Source organism: uncultured Agitococcus sp., from assembly GCF_937920075.1.
Taxonomy (GTDB): domain Bacteria; phylum Pseudomonadota; class Gammaproteobacteria; order Pseudomonadales; family Moraxellaceae; genus Agitococcus.
The window spans coordinates 1-19318 of the sequence record NZ_CALETI010000272.1; the positions used below are offsets into that span (position 1 = coordinate 1).

16 protein-coding genes, 2 tRNA genes and 2 pseudogenes are annotated in these 19318 nt (G+C 39.2%); 4 read left to right on the plus strand and 16 right to left on the minus strand.

Going from position 1 to position 19318, the window contains the following annotated elements; genetic code table 11:
* The 4 genes from Q0212_RS09375 to rluC all read right to left on the minus strand — a co-directional run.
* Positions 1-663: hypothetical protein (locus tag Q0212_RS09375; protein ID WP_297924789.1), on the minus strand; the 663-nt coding region annotated here is incomplete at its 3' end.
* A gap of 177 nt (positions 664-840) precedes the next feature.
* Positions 841-1791: a signal peptide peptidase SppA gene (sppA, locus tag Q0212_RS09380; protein ID WP_297924790.1), complete on the minus strand. Its 951-nt coding sequence runs from the start codon at positions 1789-1791 to the stop codon at positions 841-843.
* A 12-nt stretch (positions 1792-1803) separates the two neighbouring features.
* The gene (locus tag Q0212_RS09385) at positions 1804-2451 is read right to left on the minus strand and encodes an HAD-IA family hydrolase (protein WP_297924792.1); all 648 of its coding nucleotides are present in this window, start codon (positions 2449-2451) and stop codon (positions 1804-1806) included.
* Complete coding sequence (gene rluC / locus Q0212_RS09390) at positions 2438-3400, minus strand: 23S rRNA pseudouridine(955/2504/2580) synthase RluC (protein ID WP_297924793.1); 963 nt, start codon at positions 3398-3400, stop codon at positions 2438-2440. Before rluC ends, Q0212_RS09385 begins: the two co-directional genes overlap by 14 nt.
* A 607-nt stretch (positions 3401-4007) precedes the next feature.
* On the opposite strand from rluC, the gene Q0212_RS09395 reads away from it, so the two are divergent.
* Positions 4008-7241, plus strand: a complete 3234-nt coding sequence (locus Q0212_RS09395) for an Rne/Rng family ribonuclease (protein ID WP_297924794.1) — start codon at positions 4008-4010, stop codon at positions 7239-7241.
* Positions 7242-7342: 101 nt separating this feature from the next.
* Here the strand turns inward: Q0212_RS09395 and Q0212_RS09400 are convergent.
* The 9 genes from Q0212_RS09400 to Q0212_RS09440 all read right to left on the minus strand — a co-directional run bounded on the left by Q0212_RS09400 (position 7343) and on the right by Q0212_RS09440 (position 13518).
* Positions 7343-7435, minus strand: a tRNA-Ser gene (locus Q0212_RS09400).
* A gap of 53 nt (positions 7436-7488) precedes the next feature.
* Complete coding sequence (locus Q0212_RS09405; RefSeq protein WP_297924796.1) at positions 7489-7722, minus strand: DUF6726 family protein; 234 nt, start codon at positions 7720-7722, stop codon at positions 7489-7491.
* Between the two features lie 17 nt (positions 7723-7739).
* Positions 7740-8453 carry a phosphoribosylaminoimidazolesuccinocarboxamide synthase gene (gene purC / locus Q0212_RS09410; protein WP_297924798.1) on the minus strand — a complete coding sequence of 238 codons (714 nt, stop codon included), beginning with the start codon at positions 8451-8453 and terminating at the stop codon, positions 7740-7742.
* Positions 8454-8518: 65 nt separating this feature from the next.
* Positions 8519-9127 (minus strand): outer membrane protein assembly factor BamC, encoded by a 609-nt coding sequence (bamC, locus tag Q0212_RS09415; RefSeq protein WP_297924800.1) that lies wholly within the window; start codon positions 9125-9127, stop codon positions 8519-8521.
* A 1-nt stretch (position 9128) separates the two neighbouring features.
* On the minus strand, positions 9129-10001 hold the full coding sequence (dapA, locus tag Q0212_RS09420; protein ID WP_297924802.1) for a 4-hydroxy-tetrahydrodipicolinate synthase: 873 nt from the start codon (positions 9999-10001) through the stop codon (positions 9129-9131).
* Positions 10002-10174: 173 nt separating this feature from the next.
* Positions 10175-10250 (minus strand) — tRNA-Gly (locus tag Q0212_RS09425).
* Positions 10251-10396: 146 nt separating this feature from the next.
* On the minus strand, positions 10397-10960 hold the full coding sequence (gene pgsA, locus Q0212_RS09430) for a CDP-diacylglycerol--glycerol-3-phosphate 3-phosphatidyltransferase (RefSeq protein WP_297924804.1): 564 nt from the start codon (positions 10958-10960) through the stop codon (positions 10397-10399).
* A gap of 94 nt (positions 10961-11054) precedes the next feature.
* Positions 11055-12878: an excinuclease ABC subunit UvrC gene (uvrC, locus tag Q0212_RS09435; RefSeq protein WP_297924805.1), complete on the minus strand. Its 1824-nt coding sequence runs from the start codon at positions 12876-12878 to the stop codon at positions 11055-11057.
* Positions 12879-12882: 4 nt separating this feature from the next.
* Positions 12883-13518, minus strand: a complete 636-nt coding sequence (locus Q0212_RS09440) for a response regulator (RefSeq protein ID WP_297924806.1) — start codon at positions 13516-13518, stop codon at positions 12883-12885.
* A 656-nt stretch (positions 13519-14174) separates the two neighbouring features.
* Between Q0212_RS09440 and pbpG the strand changes: the two genes are divergently transcribed.
* Both pbpG and Q0212_RS09450 read left to right on the plus strand, forming a co-directional pair.
* Complete coding sequence (pbpG, locus tag Q0212_RS09445) at positions 14175-15479, plus strand: D-alanyl-D-alanine endopeptidase (RefSeq protein ID WP_297924807.1); 1305 nt, start codon at positions 14175-14177, stop codon at positions 15477-15479.
* 74 nt (positions 15480-15553) lie between these two features.
* Positions 15554-16096, plus strand: coding sequence for a YecA family protein (locus tag Q0212_RS09450; RefSeq protein WP_297924808.1), 543 nt, complete (start codon positions 15554-15556; stop codon positions 16094-16096).
* A 101-nt stretch (positions 16097-16197) separates the two neighbouring features.
* On the opposite strand, the gene Q0212_RS09455 is transcribed toward Q0212_RS09450, so the two are convergent.
* On the minus strand, positions 16198-17085 hold the full coding sequence (locus Q0212_RS09455) for a rhodanese-related sulfurtransferase (RefSeq protein ID WP_297924809.1): 888 nt from the start codon (positions 17083-17085) through the stop codon (positions 16198-16200).
* Positions 17086-17111: 26 nt separating this feature from the next.
* Between Q0212_RS09455 and Q0212_RS09460 the strand changes: the two are divergent.
* Positions 17112-17267, plus strand: a pseudogene (locus tag Q0212_RS09460) (DUF1289 domain-containing protein); the annotation flags it as partial.
* Positions 17268-17572: 305 nt separating this feature from the next.
* Here Q0212_RS09460 and Q0212_RS09465 read toward each other — a convergent pair.
* On the minus strand, positions 17573-18202 hold the full coding sequence (locus Q0212_RS09465; protein ID WP_297924810.1) for an OmpW family outer membrane protein: 630 nt from the start codon (positions 18200-18202) through the stop codon (positions 17573-17575).
* 305 nt (positions 18203-18507) lie between these two features.
* A pseudogene (locus Q0212_RS09470) lies at positions 18508-19318 on the minus strand (PilT/PilU family type 4a pilus ATPase); the annotation flags it as partial.

Here is a 19318-nt window from a genome sequence, read left to right on the forward strand (position 1 = left end):
GCTGACACCTGAGCCAAAATCTGGAAATTCGCCCCCATGTCTAAAATGTATATATTGTTTACCTATTTCAACATCTCGACAGTACCATGACTCATGTAAATCAACCGATTCGTTGATATCTGTTTTAACTAACGTAAAACCATATTGCCCAAGTTCTTTATCTAATAAATTTCGCATCCATTTTGCATAGGCTGTAGGCGTAGAGGGTAGATTGCTTTCTTTATAAGCCAAGATGGCATTATCAGCTTGACTTAACTCACCTAATAACTCTTCCCAATCGTACTCTGCCCCAAAAGGTTTAATTTCGCCTGTAGGAAAAAAAACCATCGTAATTTCAGTATCAACAATTATCACCTGATAATTTTGTGCCAATTTAACCAAATCACGCAGTGGTCTTTTCCAATCCTCTTCTTCCCAAAACTCAATCATAATGGCTTTGGTTGTTGTGTTTTTAATTTGTTCGGCCACCTCTTTAAAAAAGAGACGACTATAATCAACATTTTTTCGATGCTGATGGAGTGCTTCTGCAAATGCCAATAAATTTTTAGATGGCTGCTTTTCTTTACGCACATAACTTATTGCTTTTGTAGATAATTCATAAAAACCTTTACTTAAATCAGCCTGAGTAGCTTCCCATATGTATATTTGATGACGATTAGCCATTCTTATTTTCCTTATAAACACTTTTATACAAAAAAACCTATTTAACCAAAATTAACCAGCTTGGCGAAATAGGTTATTAAAAGGCAAGTAAATAAATTATAAATATATCAGTACTAAAAAATTCAGACATAAAAAAGCCCCTTAAAAATTAAGAGGCTTTTTGGGTTTAGCTAAAAACTAACGGACTTCTAAACGATTACCCAAATCTAACTTAGCTGCAATCGTTTCACCCATGCTTGCACCCAATTTACGAATTAAATTATCCATTGGGTTTTTACCTTGAGTGTAATCAACTTGCTCATCTGTGCCTGCTAATTTATTGATGGTTTTTACCGAACCAAAACCGTCAGCTAAACCTAATTCAACCGCTTGTTGACCTGTCCAAAATAAACCCGAAAAAATTTGTGGGTCTTCTTTTAAACGTTGACCACGACCTTGTTTGACTGCGGTAATAAATTGCTGATGAATGGTGTTGAGCATTTTTTGCACATGGGCTTTTTCTTCGGCAGTAATTGGTGCCATAGGGTTCATAATTGCTTTATGCTCACCTGCGGTCATAGTACGGTCTTCAATACCCAACTTCTGAGTTAAACCTTGCACACCAAAATTAGGCATAATCACACCAATCGAACCAACCAAACTGGCAGGACTAACATAAATTTGGTCAGCAGCAGAGGCAATATAATAAGCACCTGATGCGCCAATATCGGTAATCACTGCATAAAATTTTTTATTAGGATATTTATCACGTAATTGGCGAATCGCATCATACACATAGGCTGACTGTACTGGACTTCCGCCTGGACTATTGACTCTTAACACCACTGCTTTGCTATTTTTAGCTTCAAAGGCATCGGTCAAACTACCAATTAAATCATCGGCATTGGCATCTGCCCCATCGGCAATTTCACCTTTTAGCTCTACAATTGCAACGTGATCTGTGCTTGACTCTGTGGTCTTGCCACCATGCTTGTCGCCTGATGTTACCATTACCAAAATAACGACTAAATAAGCAAAAGTTAATAATTTAAAAACAATGCCCCATCGACGAGCTTTGCGTTGCTCATCAATCGAAGCTAAAGCAACTTTTTCTAGCAATTGCCATTCACGACCATTATTTTCACTCATATTCTTTCAATCCTAAATGAGATAATCTTGTAACTGATAAATACTATCGACTATTGCCAACGGCTGATAGCCTTGTAACATATCTTTACTATGCACACCATAGGACACAGCAATCCTTGGCATGTCTAGGGCTTGAGCCATTGCCATATCATAACTGGTATCACCAATCATCACACTTTGTTCGGCGCTGCTGCCTGTATACGCTAATAACTGGCGCAACATTAACGGATCAGGCTTTGATGCGGTTTCATCAGCACAACGTGTGGCAACAAAATAATGACCAATACCTGTTTGCGCCAACACTCTATCCAAGCCCAATCGACTTTTACCAGTGGCAATTGCCAACAAATAACCTTGTTGCTGCAATTGATCTAGCAAAGACTGTGCCCCTGTAAACAATTCACTTTTACTGGCACTATGGGCTAAAAAATGTTTAGCATACTGTTGGCGAATTTCTTCTCGCGTGTTCAATGAGGCATGAGGAAATAATAAGGCAATTGCTTCGGGCAAGCCTAAACCAATAATATGACGAACGGCTGACACACTTGGCACAGGTTCACCTAACACTTGTGCGGCTTGCTGCATACTGTCAACAATATGTGCCACAGAATCCATTAATGTTCCATCCCAATCAAAAATAGCAAGCTTATACGCGGGCATTTCGTAATTTCTCAAGCACTTGAACTAATTCGGGGGCTAAAGGACAGTTTAATTGCAAAGGCTTTTCTTGATTGGGCAATTGCAAACTGACCTCTTGCGCATGTAAAAATAAACGATTTAAGCCCCATTTGTCCTTAGCTGTTTTGTTCAACTCATTTGAGCAATACTTTTCGTCACCCAAAATTGGATGACCTAAAAATTGAGCATGAACACGGATTTGGTGAGTACGGCCTGTTAATGGGCGTGCTTCAACTAAAGTACAATCTTCAAAACGTTCAATCACTTTAAAATGAGTTTCGGCAGCTTTACCCTCACGCGATACACGCACGACACGCTCACCTGATGCCAAATTATTTTTATCTAAAGGTGCAGTGACTTTATGATTTGCGCCTTTTAGCTTACCTGCCAATAAAGCTAAATAGACCTTTTGCATTTTGCCATCACGTAATTGCTCATGCAAAACACGTAACACGCTACGCTTATCAGAAATCATTAATAAACCAGATGTATCTCGGTCTAAACGATGGACTAACTCTAAAAACTCGGTTTGTGGATAAATCGCACGTAAGGCTTCAATAGCCCCATACGCTACACCGCTACCGCCATGTACAGGTAAACCAGAGGGTTTATTAAGGACAATAATGCCATCTTGACGATAAATAATGCGATTTGCCAAGGAGTTGGATAACTGCTGACTAGGCACAACCACATCTTCTTTTTCAGCCAAACGTACAGGTGGCACACGAACAACATCACCAATTTGTAAACGATATTCAGGTTTAACACGTCCTTTGTTTACACGCACCTCTCCCGTACGCACGATACGATACACTAAGGTGCGTGGTGCGCCTTTTAACGCGGTAATTAAAAAATTGTCTAAACGTTGGCCGTCTTGATTCTCAGTAATGGTAATCAATCGAACGGCAGGGCTAGAATTACTATCAGTCATAAAAACAATCAACTTGGATAGGAAAGTGTTTAAAAAGAGAGCAACAAACAAATAACAACAAACTAATCTGATAAAAATAGTGTGAGCTTTAAGCAGAGTCTGATATAGTCACATCTGCCGACTGTTCGCGTTGCTTTAGCTAACAACCACACTGAAAGATATAGTGCGTGTTAGCACTCAATAAAATCAATGGCGAACGGATTATATAGGCAAACAGTGTAATTTGTATGGGCTTTTTATTGCGAAAATGAACTCGCACCCCAAATTGCACACCAAGATATATATTTCACAGACGCTTTGTGGTGTAGTGAAAACAGAAACGAATTTTTTAGTACTTTCTACCAAAGCGTAGAGATACTTATACGTGTAGTTTATCCAACTAACGTGATGACCATATTACACTAAGACTAAATCTATTATGTCTTAGCTGAAAGAGCTTTACTGACTAACAGTGCGCTTGCTTATCAGAAAATTTCTAGCAAGAGAGTCATTTTGTCAGTCCGTTTAAGACGACACATAGTCAATAAGTAAAGTTCTCAAGCACACAGCTTGCCTCTCGTTTCTGTCCTACCCTCAAAGTGTCACTAAAATTAGGTGACAACCACTCATGAAACGTATGTTAATTAATGCCTCACACGCCGAAGAAACGCGTGTTGCACTGGTTGATGGTCAACGCTTATATGATTTTGACCTCGAGCATCATTCTCGTGTCCAAAAGAAAGCTAACATTTACAAAGGTCGCGTAACCCGCGTTGAGCCAAGCTTAGAAGCAGCTTTTGTTGACTTTGGTGCGGATCGTCATGGCTTTTTACCATTAAAAGAAATTGCTCGTGAATATTTTCATCGCCAACCACGTGATGTTGGTCGTGTAACCATTCGTGATGCGATTCAAGAAGGCCAAGAAATTATTCTACAAGTTGAAAAAGAAGAGCGTGGCAACAAAGGCGCTGCTCTTTCAACGTTTATTTCTTTAGCTGGCCGTTATTTGGTGTTAATGCCCAATAATCCGCGTGCTGGTGGCATTTCTCGCCGTATTGAAGGTGAAGAGCGCGAAGAGCTCAAAGAAGCCTTAAACTCGATTACGATTCCTAATGATATGGGCGTGATTGTTCGTACCGCTGGTCTAGGCCGTAGTCCTGAAGAATTACAATGGGACTTAGACTATTTATTAACGTTATGGAAATCGATTAGCCAAGCTGCCGAACAAAGTCCAGCACCGTTCTTAATTTATCAAGAATCTAATGTCATTATTCGTGCGATTCGTGATTATTTACGTGATGATATTGATGAAGTTTTGATTGATAGCGAAGCTGCTTATAATCAAGCGATTGATTTTGTTCGTCAAGTGATGCCTCACTTCCAAAACAAAATTAAACTATATCGCGATACTGTGCCGTTGTTTAATCGCTATCAAATTGAAAGCCAAATCGAAACCGCTTATCAACGTGAAGTGAAATTACCTTCTGGTGGTTCTATTGTTATTGACCCAACCGAAGCTTTAGTGTCGATTGATATCAACTCTTCACGCTCTACCAAAGGCGGTGATATTGAAGAAACCGCGTTAAACACCAACCTTGAAGCAGCCGAAGAAATTGCCCGTCAATTACGTTTGCGTGATATTGGCGGTTTAATTGTCATTGACTTTATTGACATGACACCACCAAAACATCAGCGTATGGTTGAAGACAAATTACGTGATGCTTTAGCGATGGACAGAGCGCGTGTACAAGTGGGTCGTATTTCACGTTTTGGTTTATTAGAGTTATCTCGTCAACGTTTGCGCCCTTCTTTAGAAGAAACCACTGGTTTAGTTTGTCCACGTTGTAATGGAACTGGCGTAATTCGTGACGTACGCTCTTTAGCCTTATCCATCATGCGCGTCATTGAAGAAGAAGTGTTAAAAGATCGTAGTGCCGAAATTCATGCACAAGTACCTGTGACGGTTGCCACTTTCTTATTAAATGAAAAACGTGCAGCGATTAGTGCTTTAGAGGCTCGTAGTGGTGTGCGAATTATTATTCTGCCAAATCCACACTTAGAAACACCCCATTATGATGTGTCACGTTTGCGTGATGACCATAGTGATGAAGATTATGAAGCGCCAGCCTCTTTCCAACAAGTCGAAAATTTCCGTCCTGTTTTAGAAGATAATGGCTTATATAATACTGAAGAGAAGATTCAAACTCGCCGTCAAGAAGCTGCGGTAAAAATGGTACAACCTGAAACTCAAGCACCTGTACCACGTGCCACAACACCAACACAAGTGATTACACGCCAAGAAAAAGAAGAGTCCAAAACTGGTTTCTTTGCATGGCATGCTAATTTATTTAGTGGTGTAAGTGAATTGGCTAACGAGATTGATAGCAAATTAGCCGTTTCTCGTCCTGCACCAAGTTATAACAACAGTGAAAACTTTGTTCCTAACGACAATGCTCGTCCTCAACGTCCTCAACGTGAAAACCGTACTAATCGTGCCGAACCTGAGTTCCGTATGGAAAATCGTGACGTTGCACCAACACGCCAAACACGTGTCGAGATCGAAGCAACTCCAGCACCTATTCGCGAACCACGCCCTCAACGTGAACGTCCTCAACGTGTAGAGCAAGACTTCCGTTCAGAACATCATGTCAATGTTTCACCACGTCAAGTACGCCATACAGAAGTGGTTGAACCAATTACACCACCAGTACGTGAGCCACGTCCTCAACGTGAACGCCCTCAACGTGAAAACCGTACTAATCGTGCTGATGCTTTAGAGGTTAATTCTGCTGCGTTAGCGATTGATGCCCCTGTTGCACCTATTGCTGAGCAAGAAGAACAACGTCGTCCACGTCGTGAACGTCCAAGTGGTCATGGCTTTAATCGTCGTCAACGTCCACCACGTGAACGTGATGCTCAAGTTTTATCTGAGACCACCTTTGATGCTACTGTGCCAGACAGCAATGTTGCGCCAGTTGCTTTTGAACCAATTACGGCTGAGTTAGTCACTGCTAGCGATGACATGCCAGTCGTTGTTGAGCCTGTTAGCTCTCAAGAAATTGTGATTGCGAGTGAAGCAACTGTAGAAGTGGCTCTACCAGAAGCAGCCGTAGAGACTAGCAACGAGGCTCCTGAAGCTGTTGCAGAAAATACAGCCCAAACAACAGTGACTCATGTTGATAGCGAAGTAATAACACCTGAAGCAACGGTAAAAGCTGAAGAAGTTGTTGCACCAGTCATTGAGACAACTGTTATTGAAGCAGCCCCTACTCGCGCGGCAAATGATCCTCGTGAGCGTCGTCGCCGTGAGCGTGAGGCTGCTGAACGTGCTGCACGCGAAGAAGCAGAGCGTTTAGTTGCCGAGCAAGCAGCCAAGGAAGCCGCTGAACGTTTAGCCATTGAACTCGCTGCTTTAGCAGCAGAACAGGCTCAAAAAACGCAAGCTACACCTGCTGTAATGCCAGAAGCAACTTGGCGTACTGTTGGTGAGTTTATTGCTGCATTTACCCCAGAGGTTAAGGCAATTACTGGCGCGGAAGTTGTTAGTGCATTTATGGTTGCACAAAAGAAACAGCAAGAAATCGCTGCTGCCATTGCTCAAACAGAAGCTACTCCTCCTGTTGCCGAAGAAACAACAACTATCACGGAAGTTTTAGTTGACACTACTGTTGCTGAGCCAGTTGTGGAGGTTATTGCAAATAGTGAAGATGCTTCTGCTGCTATTAGCTTACCTGTCAGCAGTACATGGTACACAGTCGGTGAATTTATTGCTGCTTTTATTCCTGACGCCAAGCCTACAACAGGCACTGAAATTGTCAGTGCTTTTATGCTTGCTCAGAAAAAGCAACAAGAGCTAGGCTAGTACGCTGCTAAACACACGGTGTTATGTAACGCCGTGTGTTTAATCGTCTATCAAAAATAAATAAAAAAGCCCATGAAAAATCATGGGCTTTTTTATTTATCTGGCGGAGAGAAAGGGATTTGAACCCTTGATAGGAGTATAACCCCTATGCCGAATTTCGAGTCCGGTGCATTCAACCACTCTGCCACCTCTCCGTAAGGCGATGTAATATATAGATATTTTTCCCAACTTTCAAGAAAAAGAATATTTATAAAGGAACATCATCTACTGTATCGGCAGCCGTATCAATTGCAGCATCTGCTTTTTCTAATGCTGCGTCCACTTTATTGCCTGCAACAGGCACAACAGACACTACTGCACCAACCATACTCGTTGTTGCCCCTACAACACGCATTGGCATGGTCACTACTTTAGTTAAAAAGCAACCACTTAGTGTTGATACCAAACAAGTAACAACAGCTAATTTAGCTAAACCTTTCATTATATTTACTCCATTAATTATTCAAAGTTAATGCCTAAACGGCGACCGACTTCTTCATAAGCCTCGACCACTTCGCCCAAACCTTGACGGAAACGGTCTTTATCTAATTTTTTGCGTGTTTCTTTATCCCATAAACGACAACCATCAGGTGAAAATTCATCACCCAAAACGATGCGATCATGGAACACACCAAACTCTAATTTGAAATCAACTAACAACATATTACCTTCAGCAAATAATCCTTTTAAAACATCATTCACCGCAAAAGATAACTCTTTCATACGAGCTAATTGTGCTTCAGTTGCCCAAGCAAAAGAGCGAACGTGGCTTTCGTTAATCATTGGATCGCCCAATGCATCATTCTTTAAGAACAATTCAAAAGTTGGTGGATTTAATTCCAAACCTTCGGTTACCCCTAAACGACGGCACAAGCTACCCGCCGCATAGTTTCGCACAACACATTCAACAGGAATCATGGTTAAACGTTTAACCAACACCTCATTAGGCGTAATTAATTTCTCGAAGTGGGTTTCAATGCCCGCTTCAGCCAATTTTTGCATAATAAAGGCATTAAAAGTGTTATTAACACGGCCTTTACGCGCCAATTGCTCAACTTTTTTACCATCAAAAGCAGAAGTGTCATCACGAAACACTAAAACTAAATAATCAGGATTATCAGTGGTATACACAGACTTAGCTTTACCTGTATATAATAATTCACGCTTTTCCATCGAAAATTCTCTACATATCTATAGTGATACTTATTATTAGCCTAAATGACTAATAAATATAAAACTTAACTTGGCCAATGTTTGATTAACTCGGTCAAAATCTGCTGACTTAACACACTATCTGCTAAAGTATCTTCATCTTTTTGCAGGGAAACAACCGTTTTAGCGGCTGTTGAGGTTAGTTTCAACAAATAAGCCTCTTTCTTGTTATTTGTTTGACTGAGTTCAATAAAATATAGACCAGAACTTTGATTTCTGTCAGTAATTTTTACCTTAGCGGCATTAATTGCCTGACCCAATTGCTCCCAAAGCTTTAACTGCTCACCTGTTATCATCAAAACAGGGTGCTGATTGCCATCAAAAGCCAAACTTGGTTTTTGCTCAACAATAATTTGTGTTTTAGACACTGTTTGTTCAGATTCAGTGACCACCAAAGGCTTAGGGCTTGGTGCAACAAACTCCTGTTTACGACCTTTACCCTGTACAATCTGAGCCGCTTGCTCAGCAGGTGTAGTGACTACAGGAATTTGATATAAAGGTTTAATACTACGCGTTTGGTTGTCAGTAGGTAATGGCTGAATACTTTGCGCCTGCAAATAATCTAATGAGCGATCTGGAAATAATGAACAACCACTCAACAACACCAAACCAAAACCAGACAACCATAAACGCATATTAAATACCTGCTTTTTGTAAAGCAGCACGTACAACAGGTTGGCATGAGTCGGCTAATACCGTTAATGGCAAACGGATACCTAATTCAATACGCCCCATTGCAAACAATGCCCACTTTACGGGAATAGGATTAGACTCAACAAATAAATCTTTATGCAAAGCAACTAATGGTGCATTTAAATCAGCCGCCGCTTGGGCATTACCTGCCAATGCTGCCTCACATACGTCGCTCATTGCTTTTGGTGCAACATTTGCTGTCACCGAGATGTTGCCCTTCGCACCCATCAAAATTAATTGATAAGCCGTCGCATCATCACCCGAATACACAGCCATTTTGTCGCCAACCAAGTTTAATAACTCTTGGCCACGCTCTAAATTACCTGTTGCATCTTTAATGCCGATAATATTAGGTGTACCCGCCAAACGTGCCACTGTCGCATTAGACATATCAACACCGGTACGGCCTGGCACATTATATAAAATTTGGGGAATATCGACTGCCTCAGCAACGGCTTTATAGTGCTGATATAAGCCTTCTTGTGTGGGTTTATTGTAATATGGCGTGACCAATAAACAGGCATCCGCACCCGCTTGTTTTGCAGAGCGAGTTAATTCAATTGCCTCACGCGTAGAATTTGCACCCGTACCTGCAATCACAGGAATACGTTTATTAACAGTTTCAACAACACATTTTATCACTGCGCAATGTTCTTCAACATCTAAAGTCGCTGATTCACCAGTTGTGCCGACTGCTACGATACCGTGTGTACCTTGAGCAACATGCCATTCAACTAATGACTTCAGGGCTGACCAATCGACATCACCATTGTTGTGCATTGGCGTAACAAGTGCCACTAAACTGCCCGTAATCATGTGTTATCTCCGTCGTCTACCATCAGACAATTACAAGATGCTTATCTTATTTAATGAATCTCTTTAAAAACATTCACTACATGTAAGCTTACTATTATATGCCGTATCGCTTTGTAAGACTAAAAATTTAGTCCAAAACAAAAAGCCGACTAAAAAGTCGGCTTTTCAAAACTTGGAGCGGGAAACGAGACTCGAACTCGCGACCCTAACCTTGGCAAGGTTATGCTCTACCAACTGAGCTATTCCCGCGTTTGTGGATCGCTATTTTATGTATTTTTTAGGTCACGTCAAGCAGGTTTTTTATATTTCCCTTTCGCTCGCCTACTTTTTACCCAAAAAACCAAAAAAGCTTAGAAAACAAACATTTTCAAATCCATTTTCTTCACAATGAGTGATTAATCTGCTTCACTCAAATCTGGCCATGCTGCTTTTAAATAAATCAACATCGACCAAATCGTCAAAATCACTGCAATATACAATAAGGCAAAACCCAAATAATTTAGCATGGGGTCTTTAACCAATAAAATCGTAATTGATGCCATTTGGGCAGTAGTTTTCCATTTACCAATTTGGGAAACCGCAACATTGGCACGTTTACCTAATTCCGCCATCCATTCTCGTAAAGCAGAAATAGTAATTTCTCTCGAAATAATGACAATAGCAGGAATGACCATATAAATGTGTGGATAATCTTGCACCAAAACCACTAAAGCGGCGGCAACCATCAATTTATCGGCGACAGGATCTAAAAAACGTCCAAAAGCAGAGGTTTGATTTAAGGCACGAGCCAAATATCCATCAAACCAATCGGTAATGGCTGCCAACAAAAAAATGCCCGAAATTAGCCAATTTTGCCATGAAAAACTGGGAAGATAAGCCAATAATACCAATACTGGAATCAACACTACCCGCATTAAAGTCAGGATATTAGGCACATTCCATAATTTTTTATTAGCCAAAAGTCACCCCTATTGTTGCTACATTGACGATAGAACTAAACAACTTTGTGTGATCAAATGCCATCATGACCGAAAATTGATTTGTTCAATCCCATTAGCCATGCAGTATATCATAAATTATTTGTGCCAAGTTTAACCCAATCCCTTCCACCTGTGCCAACTGCTGCTGACTGGCATTAATGACGCCTTGTAAACCGCCAAAATGCTGTAATAAAGCTCGGCGACGTTTAGCACCTAAATTGGGAATGGCCTCTAAGGGAGAGCTTTGTCGTGCTTTATCTCGTTTAGCACGGTGTTTAGTAATAGCAAAACGATGAGCTTCATCTCTAATAAATTGTAATAAATGAAAGGCTATATCATCGCTAGCTAATTGTAAGGTTTGCCCCGTAGTAAAATGTATGGTTTCTAATCCTGCTTTACGCCCTTCACCTTTAGAAATCGCAATGGTAGTAATTTGTTCAGCTAAAGCCAGTTGTATTAATGCTTGTTGTGTTTTATCCAACTGCCCTTTGCCACCATCAATCAACAATAAATCAGGTAATACACTTTCTGCATTTACTTTCTTAAAACGTTGCTGAATTGCTTGCTCCATTGCCGCATAATCATCCCCTGCCTGAATATTTTTAATTAAGAAATGTCGATAATCTTTGCGCTTTGCACCTTGTAAATCATACACCACACAAGAAGCAACCGTTGCCTCGCCTTGTAAATGGCTAATATCAAAACATTCGATACGCTGTGGAATATTGGCCAATTGCAGACTTTTCTGTAACGCTTGTAGGCGTGCTGTGACTTGCATTTTGGTTTGCAAATGGCTTTTAATGGCTTCTTTAGCATTTAATTCTGCTAAATGTAACCATGCTGCACGATGTTCTTTGACACGCGATTTAATGTGTACTTTTCGTTGATAACTACTAAACAACGCTTGTTTTAATGATTGAGTTTGCTCATCTTGTACAGCACAGTTGATAATAATTTCTTGGGGAATATCCCGTTCTTGTTGCCAATAAAAACCACTCAAAAACTCCATCATAATGGTTGAAGACTCAGACTCTGTAGACGTTAAAAAATAATTCTTACTACCTAATACACGACCACCACGCACATATAAAACTTGAATGGCTGCTAAGCCCTGCTCAATCACCAAAGCAAATACATCAGCTTCGCCTTGTTCACCATAAACTGCTTGCTGGGTTTGAATTTGGCGTAAGTTAAGCAACTGATCACGATAGATAGCCGCCGCTTCAAAATTTAAGGCTAAAGAAGCTTGTTCCATTTGTTGAGCAATTTGCTGTTGTAACTCGGTATTTTTTCCTTCTAAAAAACGAATCGTGCTGTCTACATCCTGCTGATAATCTGGTTGACTAATCAATCCGACACAAGGTGCACGACAACGCTTAATTTGATATTGCATACACGGTCGATCACGATGCTTAAATGTACTGTCATCACATTGCCGCACCTGAAATAAGCGTTGTAATAAGAGTAAAGCTTCATGTACCGATTGAGCACTGGGATAAGGGCCAAAAACACGCGCCCCTTGCACAATATTCTTTTTACCACGCTGAATACTAATTTGTGGAAAATCTTCTTTGGCCGTAATAACAATATAAGGATATGACTTATCGTCTTTGAGTAATATATTAAATGGTGGTTTTAAGGTTTTAATTAAATTTTGTTCAAGTAATAAGGCTTCAACTTCGCTATGAGTAATCGTTAATTCTATATCACAAATTTTGGCGACTAATGCTTGAGTTTTTGGATGAGTGATATTTTTTTGGAAATAAGAGCTAACACGATTTTTTAACGATTTAGCTTTACCAACATATAACACTTCTCCTTGTGCTCCTAACATCTTATAAACACCTGAGAGGTGTGGCAGATTGGCCAAAATATGTTGAAGTTTGGATTCAGTCATTCGTTTAATCTTTTTTAAACACACCAAAACGTAAGGCTAAATGCGTCAATTGCACATCATTTTCAACATCTAATTTTTCATAAATACGTGCTCTATAAGTACTTAATGTTGTAGGCGCAACACTCATAGTATCCGCAATATCTTGATTAGTTTGGCCATTTACGACCATTTCTGCCATTTGCCTTTCACGCGGAGATAACAAAGCAAAAGGAGATGTTTTTTTATCTAATAAGTTACTCGCTACCCGTGAGGCAATATCTTTACCAAAATATCGCTGACCTGCCGCTACCTGATGTATGGCCTCAATCATTTCGTCTAGTAATGCACCTTTTGTCACATAACCCAAAGCACCTGCCGCTAAAATATTCGATAAAAATGGCTCTTCATCATGCGCAGATAATGCCAATATTTTACTGTTTTCATACTGTTTGACAATTTTGCGCGTCGCCTCAATACCGCCCATACCTGGCATTTGTACATCCATCAAAACAACATTAGGATGCAATAAAGGAATTATTTTTACAGCTTCCTCACCTGTTTTGGCTTCGCCCACAACTAATATATCTTTAATATCTTTTAAGGTTCCCTTTAACCCTATACGGATAACCTCGTGATCATCAACCACTAAGACTCTAATCAAAATATCACCCCATCGGTTTTTAGATATCATTTATTATAATAAGATTAATGCTTTACGACTTATATCACAATAAAAAATGCAGATAAAATAAGTAAAATAATAGAATCTTGAAGAAGATGAAATATTAGTAGTGCTTTAGACAGATATAGCAAAAACTCTCAGCCAATTTCTTAACAAAAAGTGGCTTATATCACATTTTCTGTCTATAATTTCGACAGTTTTTGTCTTACAATAAACACAATATTTTTTTATAAATTGGTATAAAACATTTAGTTCAGAAGTCATGCACGAAACATTGAATATTACCTAAATTGGTCTATGCTTATATCAATAGCTAATTAATTTGTTACAAAATCTTGTGTTTAGCTGTCACGCTCTTTGCATATTACATTAAGTAGTTCATGCTTAAAGTATTGTGAAATAGCATAAATCGGTTTTATGGCAAATTTATGTATTAATCTCATCAAACAATAGGATGTGTCTGATGTGAAACGCTAAGACGCAGCTTATCAATCATGACTGCCGCTCAATAGCAATAAACTTTCAGGACATTTAATCAATAGGATTTTAAATCCTATTTTTTAATTAAATTAAATTTTTCACTACTCTCTAGTGACGAGTATGTTTTTTGTTTTTATAAACATGGGTCATATATTATGATGAAGTTTAAATTGGCGTTATTACCTTCTTTAGTGTTAGGTTTGATGTTGGCCGTTGCGCCTATTCAACAAACTAATGCTAAAGAACAAACTCCAGCTAAGGTTAAAGTGGCTAAGAACGATAAAAAAGCCTCAGCCGACAAAGCTGCCAAAAATAAAGATAAAAAGACCGATAGCAAAGTTAGTGCTAAAAAAGCTGATAAAGACAAAAAGCTCGCAAAAAACGCCACTAAAAACAAAAAAACGACTGATTTAGCAGATAAAAAATCAGCAAAAGTCAAAGCTAAAGAAGCTCGTTTAGCTGCGAAAGAAAAAAATGCTAAAGAGCTTCGTTTAGCCGAAAAAAAACAAGCAGAACGCCAAAAAGAACGTTTAGCAGAACGTAAAGAACGTACTCGTGAGCGTTTAGCTCAAGTTTCTCGTACAGGTCGCGTCGCCAAAGCTGCCAAATATGCAGCTCGTCCTGTTGTGGTTGCTGCGGCAACTGCTAGCACTGCCGCGATTGCAGCTAATCAAATCAGTAAACCTGTGATTGAACAAAGCAATGATATTGCCCAAAGCCTGAATTTAGAGTCTAAAGCAGCATTAGTGATGAATGCTGTCACAGGTGAAGTGCTTTATGCTAAAAACACTAATCAAGCAGTGCCAATTGCGTCTATTACTAAATTAATGACCGCGATGGTGGTTTTGGATGCCAAATTGCCTTTAGATGAAGCAATTACCATTAGCGAAGAAGATATTGATAGAATGCGCAATACTAGTTCTCGCTTAAGTGTTGGTACAGTGTTATCTCGTGCAGAATTATTATTATTGGCCTTGATGTCTTCTGAAAATCGCGCTGCTCATGCTTTAGCACGTACTTATCCTGGTGGTGTTAATGCGGCTGTTGCTGCGATGAACCGTAAAGCAGCAGCTTTAGGCATGACACAAACACGCTTTGAAGATGGTACAGGTTTAAGTAGCAATAATGTTGCGTCACCTAAAGATTTAGTGGCACTTGTTAAAACATCTAATACTTACCCATTAATTCGTCGTTTTTCCACCACAGGTGGTCATGCCGTTGCTATCAAAGACTCAGTACAACAATTTAATAACACCAATGCATTAGTTAAAAATCCTGATTGGGAGATTGGCGTTTCTAAAACAGGCTTTATTAATGAAGCAGGCAAATGTTTGGTGATGCAAGCCAAAATCAAATCGACACCTGTTGTTATGGTGTTGATGGACTCTTGGGGCAAATACACGCGTATCGGTGATGCGGTACGCGTCAAAAAATGGTTAGAATCTAGTTCTACCAACTAAAATACTCGCTATTCTGTTAAAAAGCCTCTAATCTTAGACCATAAAATTAGAGGCTTTTTTATTGGAATATTCTTATGCATGAACAATACGCTCTTTCTGAAGAAACCCTAACAAACTTAGAAGACTATTTTGATAGTGAAGACAATGAACATGGCTTAAACTTTTGTGGCACACATGGTTTTTTATGTGCGATTACCGTCGGCCCAAACACCGAAAAATCAGTTTGGTTAGATGCATTGTTCGAAGGCCAAGTACCACAAGAATGGATTGCCGATTTGGAAGCATGGCAAAAAAGTATTCATGCTTTACTATATCATGAGCAAACTTTACGTTTGCCGTGTGATTTAGTTGTTAGCTTGGACGATGACAATGATTTAACTGATTGGTGTGTTGGCTTTATGGAAGGCATGTTTTGCAATGAAGAAGCATGGTATGCCAAAAATGAAGACTTGGTGATTGAGCTAACATTACCAATTGTTAGCATTAGTGGCTTAATTGAAGACCCTGAATTAAATAAAATTCGCAAAAATCGCAAGTTATTACAACAATTTGCCCGCGAAATTCCTGAAGTACTGACAGAGTTATATTTATTATTTAATGCGCCACAAACGCCTTAAATCTAAACCCTTCGACTCCGCTCAGGGAACAGAGCGGTGGTTGAGCGGAGTCGAAACCACATTAACAAAAACCTTGCTATATCCGAATCGCTAAAGACTTCTTACTCTTTAACCATACGTTTTAATACATGCTGACTTTGGCGCATTCTAAAACGTGCCTTTTGTTCTTCTGTTGTATGGTCATAACAATGAGGGCAACTCACGCCTTCTTCATATTTTGGGCTATCGGTATCGCCTGCAAACAACGGATGACCACAACCAAAACACATGGCGGTATCACCTAAATTAACACCATGCCCCACACCTACACGACGATCAAAGACAAAACACTCACCTTTCCACAAACTTTGCTCATCTGGAATGTGTGCCAAATAATTTAAAATACCACCTTTAAGGTGATAAACCTCTTTAAAACCTTCTTGCAATAAATAACTCGTGGATTTCTCACAACGAATACCACCCGTACAAAACATCGCAATTTTTTTGTCTTTAGCCGCTTTTAAATGCTCTTGAATATATTGCGGAAACTCACCAAAACTCTTTGTTTGCGGATCAATTGCGCCCTCAAATGTACCTGTCACATATTCATAATCATTACGGGTATCAATAATAATCACATCATCTTGCTGAATAAATTCGTGCCATTGCTCAGGCTCTAAATACGTGCCTACATGGTCACGCGGATCAACATGCACCCCCAAAGTAACAATTTCTTTTTTAAGTTTAATTTTTAATTTGCGAAAGGTATGTTCAGGTGCAAAGGATTCTTTGTATTCCATACGGTCAAAACCTTGTGCTAATAAAAATTGATGTAAGACATCAATTGCCTGACGACTACCAGAGACCGTACCGTTAATACCTTCGTTAGCCACAATCAGTGTTCCTAAAATTTCTTGTGTTTTACACAAGTCTTTTAATGTCTGTTGCAGATTTGCAGGATCAGTAACCGCTTTAAACTGATATAATGCGGCAACAACGATAGATTCCATAAATAACCTTTTAAACTTAAAAACTCATGCCCGATTCGCGTCCTAAAACCCCTTGTGTGGGTCTTTGCTCTACTGTATTTGGTGATAGTGTCTGTCGAGGCTGTATGCGTTTTGTCCACGAAGTGATTGATTGGAACAAATATAACGCCGCACAAAAACAGATAATTTGGCAACGATTAGATGAGCATTTACGGGTAATTTTACCACAGTTTGTCAAAATTTATGACCCACGCAAAATTGTTGTTCATTTACAGCAACAACATATTATTTATGATGAAAAAAATCTATGGCGTGGTATTTATAGTTTATTACGTTTACATGATAAAGGTTTTATTGTTCTTGACGATGTAGGCTTTAGCATTAAAGAAGACTATCATTGGACTGTCGTTCAACAACAATTATATCAACTCGCCAGTGCTTATTATCAAAAAGATTTTACAAGGCATTTATAGGGTAGGCACAAGACCTACCCCTACAACAATTCATTTTAAAAGTGATAAGCGGCACTTACACCTAAAACCATTGGGTCAACGGTTAATGTGCCAATGTCAGTTGCACCAGTACCAGTATCTAAAGTTAAATCACTTTTAATTTTGATATAACGTAAATCAGCACTAACGCCCCAAGGACTGTTTGGCATACGGTATTCAAACCCAACATTTGCCGCTACACCAAAACTATCTTTGCCTTTTAATTTACCTAAATCCGATTTTTCATCAAATACTAAAGTGTAATTTAAACCGACACCAACATAAGGAGAAAACGCCGCATCAGGGGTAAACAAATATTTTGCACTAAAAGTAGGCGGTAAATGTTTAAAACTTGTCCCTTTAGTTTGATTGACACCAGCAGCATCGTTCAATTTCACATCATGCTCAAAAGGAATAGCAAGCAACACTTCACCAACAATATTGGGAGCAAATTTGTATTCAATAGAAGGCGTAAAACCTACTTCTGAACTTACTTCTGAATCCAAAGCATTATTCAAACGACCATTATCGCTTTTTGGATTAACCTGACTAAAGCCAACTTTTACAGTCCAAGGGGATTCAGCCATTGCTGCCACTGGTGCAAAAGCTAAAGAACTAACAGCCAAACACAATGCTAAAGTACGCATAATTATGCTCCTAACTATTGGGACAAAATATTTCAAAATGTTTCTTACTTTTTGAGAATATGCCTATTTAGTAAAAATGTCCACATTTTTTATAATGTTTTAAGCAAAAATTGACCATATAAAAAATATGGTCAATTTGTTTAATATGATTTAGGTTTAACACCTGTTGCAGATTGTGACTGTAATTCTTTTTCACGTTTCCATTGATTAATCTTTTGTTGTTCTAATTCCTCTTTACGTTTAGCGTCCATTTCTTCGGGGCTAGAACGATCAAAACTTAATGATGCACTTGAAAAAGTATTAGGTTCGCCACGTTTACTTTTTAATTTAATATTTAAACGCAATTCATTGGCAGAATCGGCATTACGAATGGCTTCTTCATAAGAAATATGACCTTCGTTATATAATTCAAATAACGCCCAGTCAAAAGTACGCATCCCCAATTCACGCGATTTTTCCATAATCGGTTTAATACCATGAAACTCAGACTTAAAAATTAACTCTGAAATCATTTGTGTATTTAATAAAATCTCAATTGCTGCTTTACGCCCTTTGCCATCTTCGGTACGCACCAAACGTTGAGAAATAATCGCTCGTAGATTTGCAGACAAATCCATCAATAATTGATTACGACGCTCATCAGGGAAAAAGTTAATAATACGATCTAAGGTTTGATTGGTGCTGTTGGCATGTAAGGTTCCCAAACACAAATGACCTGTTTCCGCAAAAGTAATCGCGTGTTCCATCGTTTCAGCATCACGAATTTCACCAATCAAAATAACATCTGGTGCTTGGCGTAAGGTATTTTTTAATGCGTGGTGCCAACTGTGAGTATCTACGCCTACTTCACGATGGGTAATTAATGACATCTTTGATTGATGAACATATTCAACTGGGTCTTCTACAGTAATAATGTGGCCTTTTGATGTGCGATTACGATGATCAATCATAGCGGCTAGTGACGTTGATTTACCTGAGCCTGTTGGTCCAACCATCAGTACCATTCCGTGTGGATGGGAGATAACTTCATCAATCGGCTTGCGCTCACGCTCAGATAAGCCAAGATTATCGAGGTTTAATAAGCTTGCATCCATGTTAAATAATCGTACCACCGCA

Excerpts from the sequence above, each read along its gene's own strand:
- sppA (WP_297924790.1), bottom strand. The coding sequence starts at position 1,791 with ATGAGTGAAAATAATGGTCGTGAATGGCAATTGCTAGAAAAAGTTGCT.
- Q0212_RS09385 (WP_297924792.1), bottom strand. The coding sequence starts at position 2,451 with ATGCCCGCGTATAAGCTTGCTATTTTTGATTGGGATGGAACATTAATG.
- rluC (WP_297924793.1), bottom strand. The coding sequence starts at position 3,400 with ATGACTGATAGTAATTCTAGCCCTGCCGTTCGATTGATTACCATTACT.
- Q0212_RS09395 (WP_297924794.1), top strand. The coding sequence starts at position 4,008 with ATGAAACGTATGTTAATTAATGCCTCACACGCCGAAGAAACGCGTGTT.
- Q0212_RS09405 (WP_297924796.1), bottom strand. The coding sequence starts at position 7,722 with ATGAAAGGTTTAGCTAAATTAGCTGTTGTTACTTGTTTGGTATCAACA.
- purC (WP_297924798.1), bottom strand. The coding sequence starts at position 8,453 with ATGGAAAAGCGTGAATTATTATATACAGGTAAAGCTAAGTCTGTGTAT.
- bamC (WP_297924800.1), bottom strand. The coding sequence starts at position 9,127 with ATGCGTTTATGGTTGTCTGGTTTTGGTTTGGTGTTGTTGAGTGGTTGT.
- dapA (WP_297924802.1), bottom strand. The coding sequence starts at position 10,001 with ATGATTACGGGCAGTTTAGTGGCACTTGTTACGCCAATGCACAACAAT.
- uvrC (WP_297924805.1), bottom strand. The coding sequence starts at position 12,878 with ATGACTGAATCCAAACTTCAACATATTTTGGCCAATCTGCCACACCTC.
- pbpG (WP_297924807.1), top strand. The coding sequence starts at position 14,175 with ATGATGAAGTTTAAATTGGCGTTATTACCTTCTTTAGTGTTAGGTTTG.
- Q0212_RS09450 (WP_297924808.1), top strand. The coding sequence starts at position 15,554 with ATGCATGAACAATACGCTCTTTCTGAAGAAACCCTAACAAACTTAGAA.
- Q0212_RS09455 (WP_297924809.1), bottom strand. The coding sequence starts at position 17,085 with ATGGAATCTATCGTTGTTGCCGCATTATATCAGTTTAAAGCGGTTACT.
- Q0212_RS09465 (WP_297924810.1), bottom strand. The coding sequence starts at position 18,202 with ATGCGTACTTTAGCATTGTGTTTGGCTGTTAGTTCTTTAGCTTTTGCA.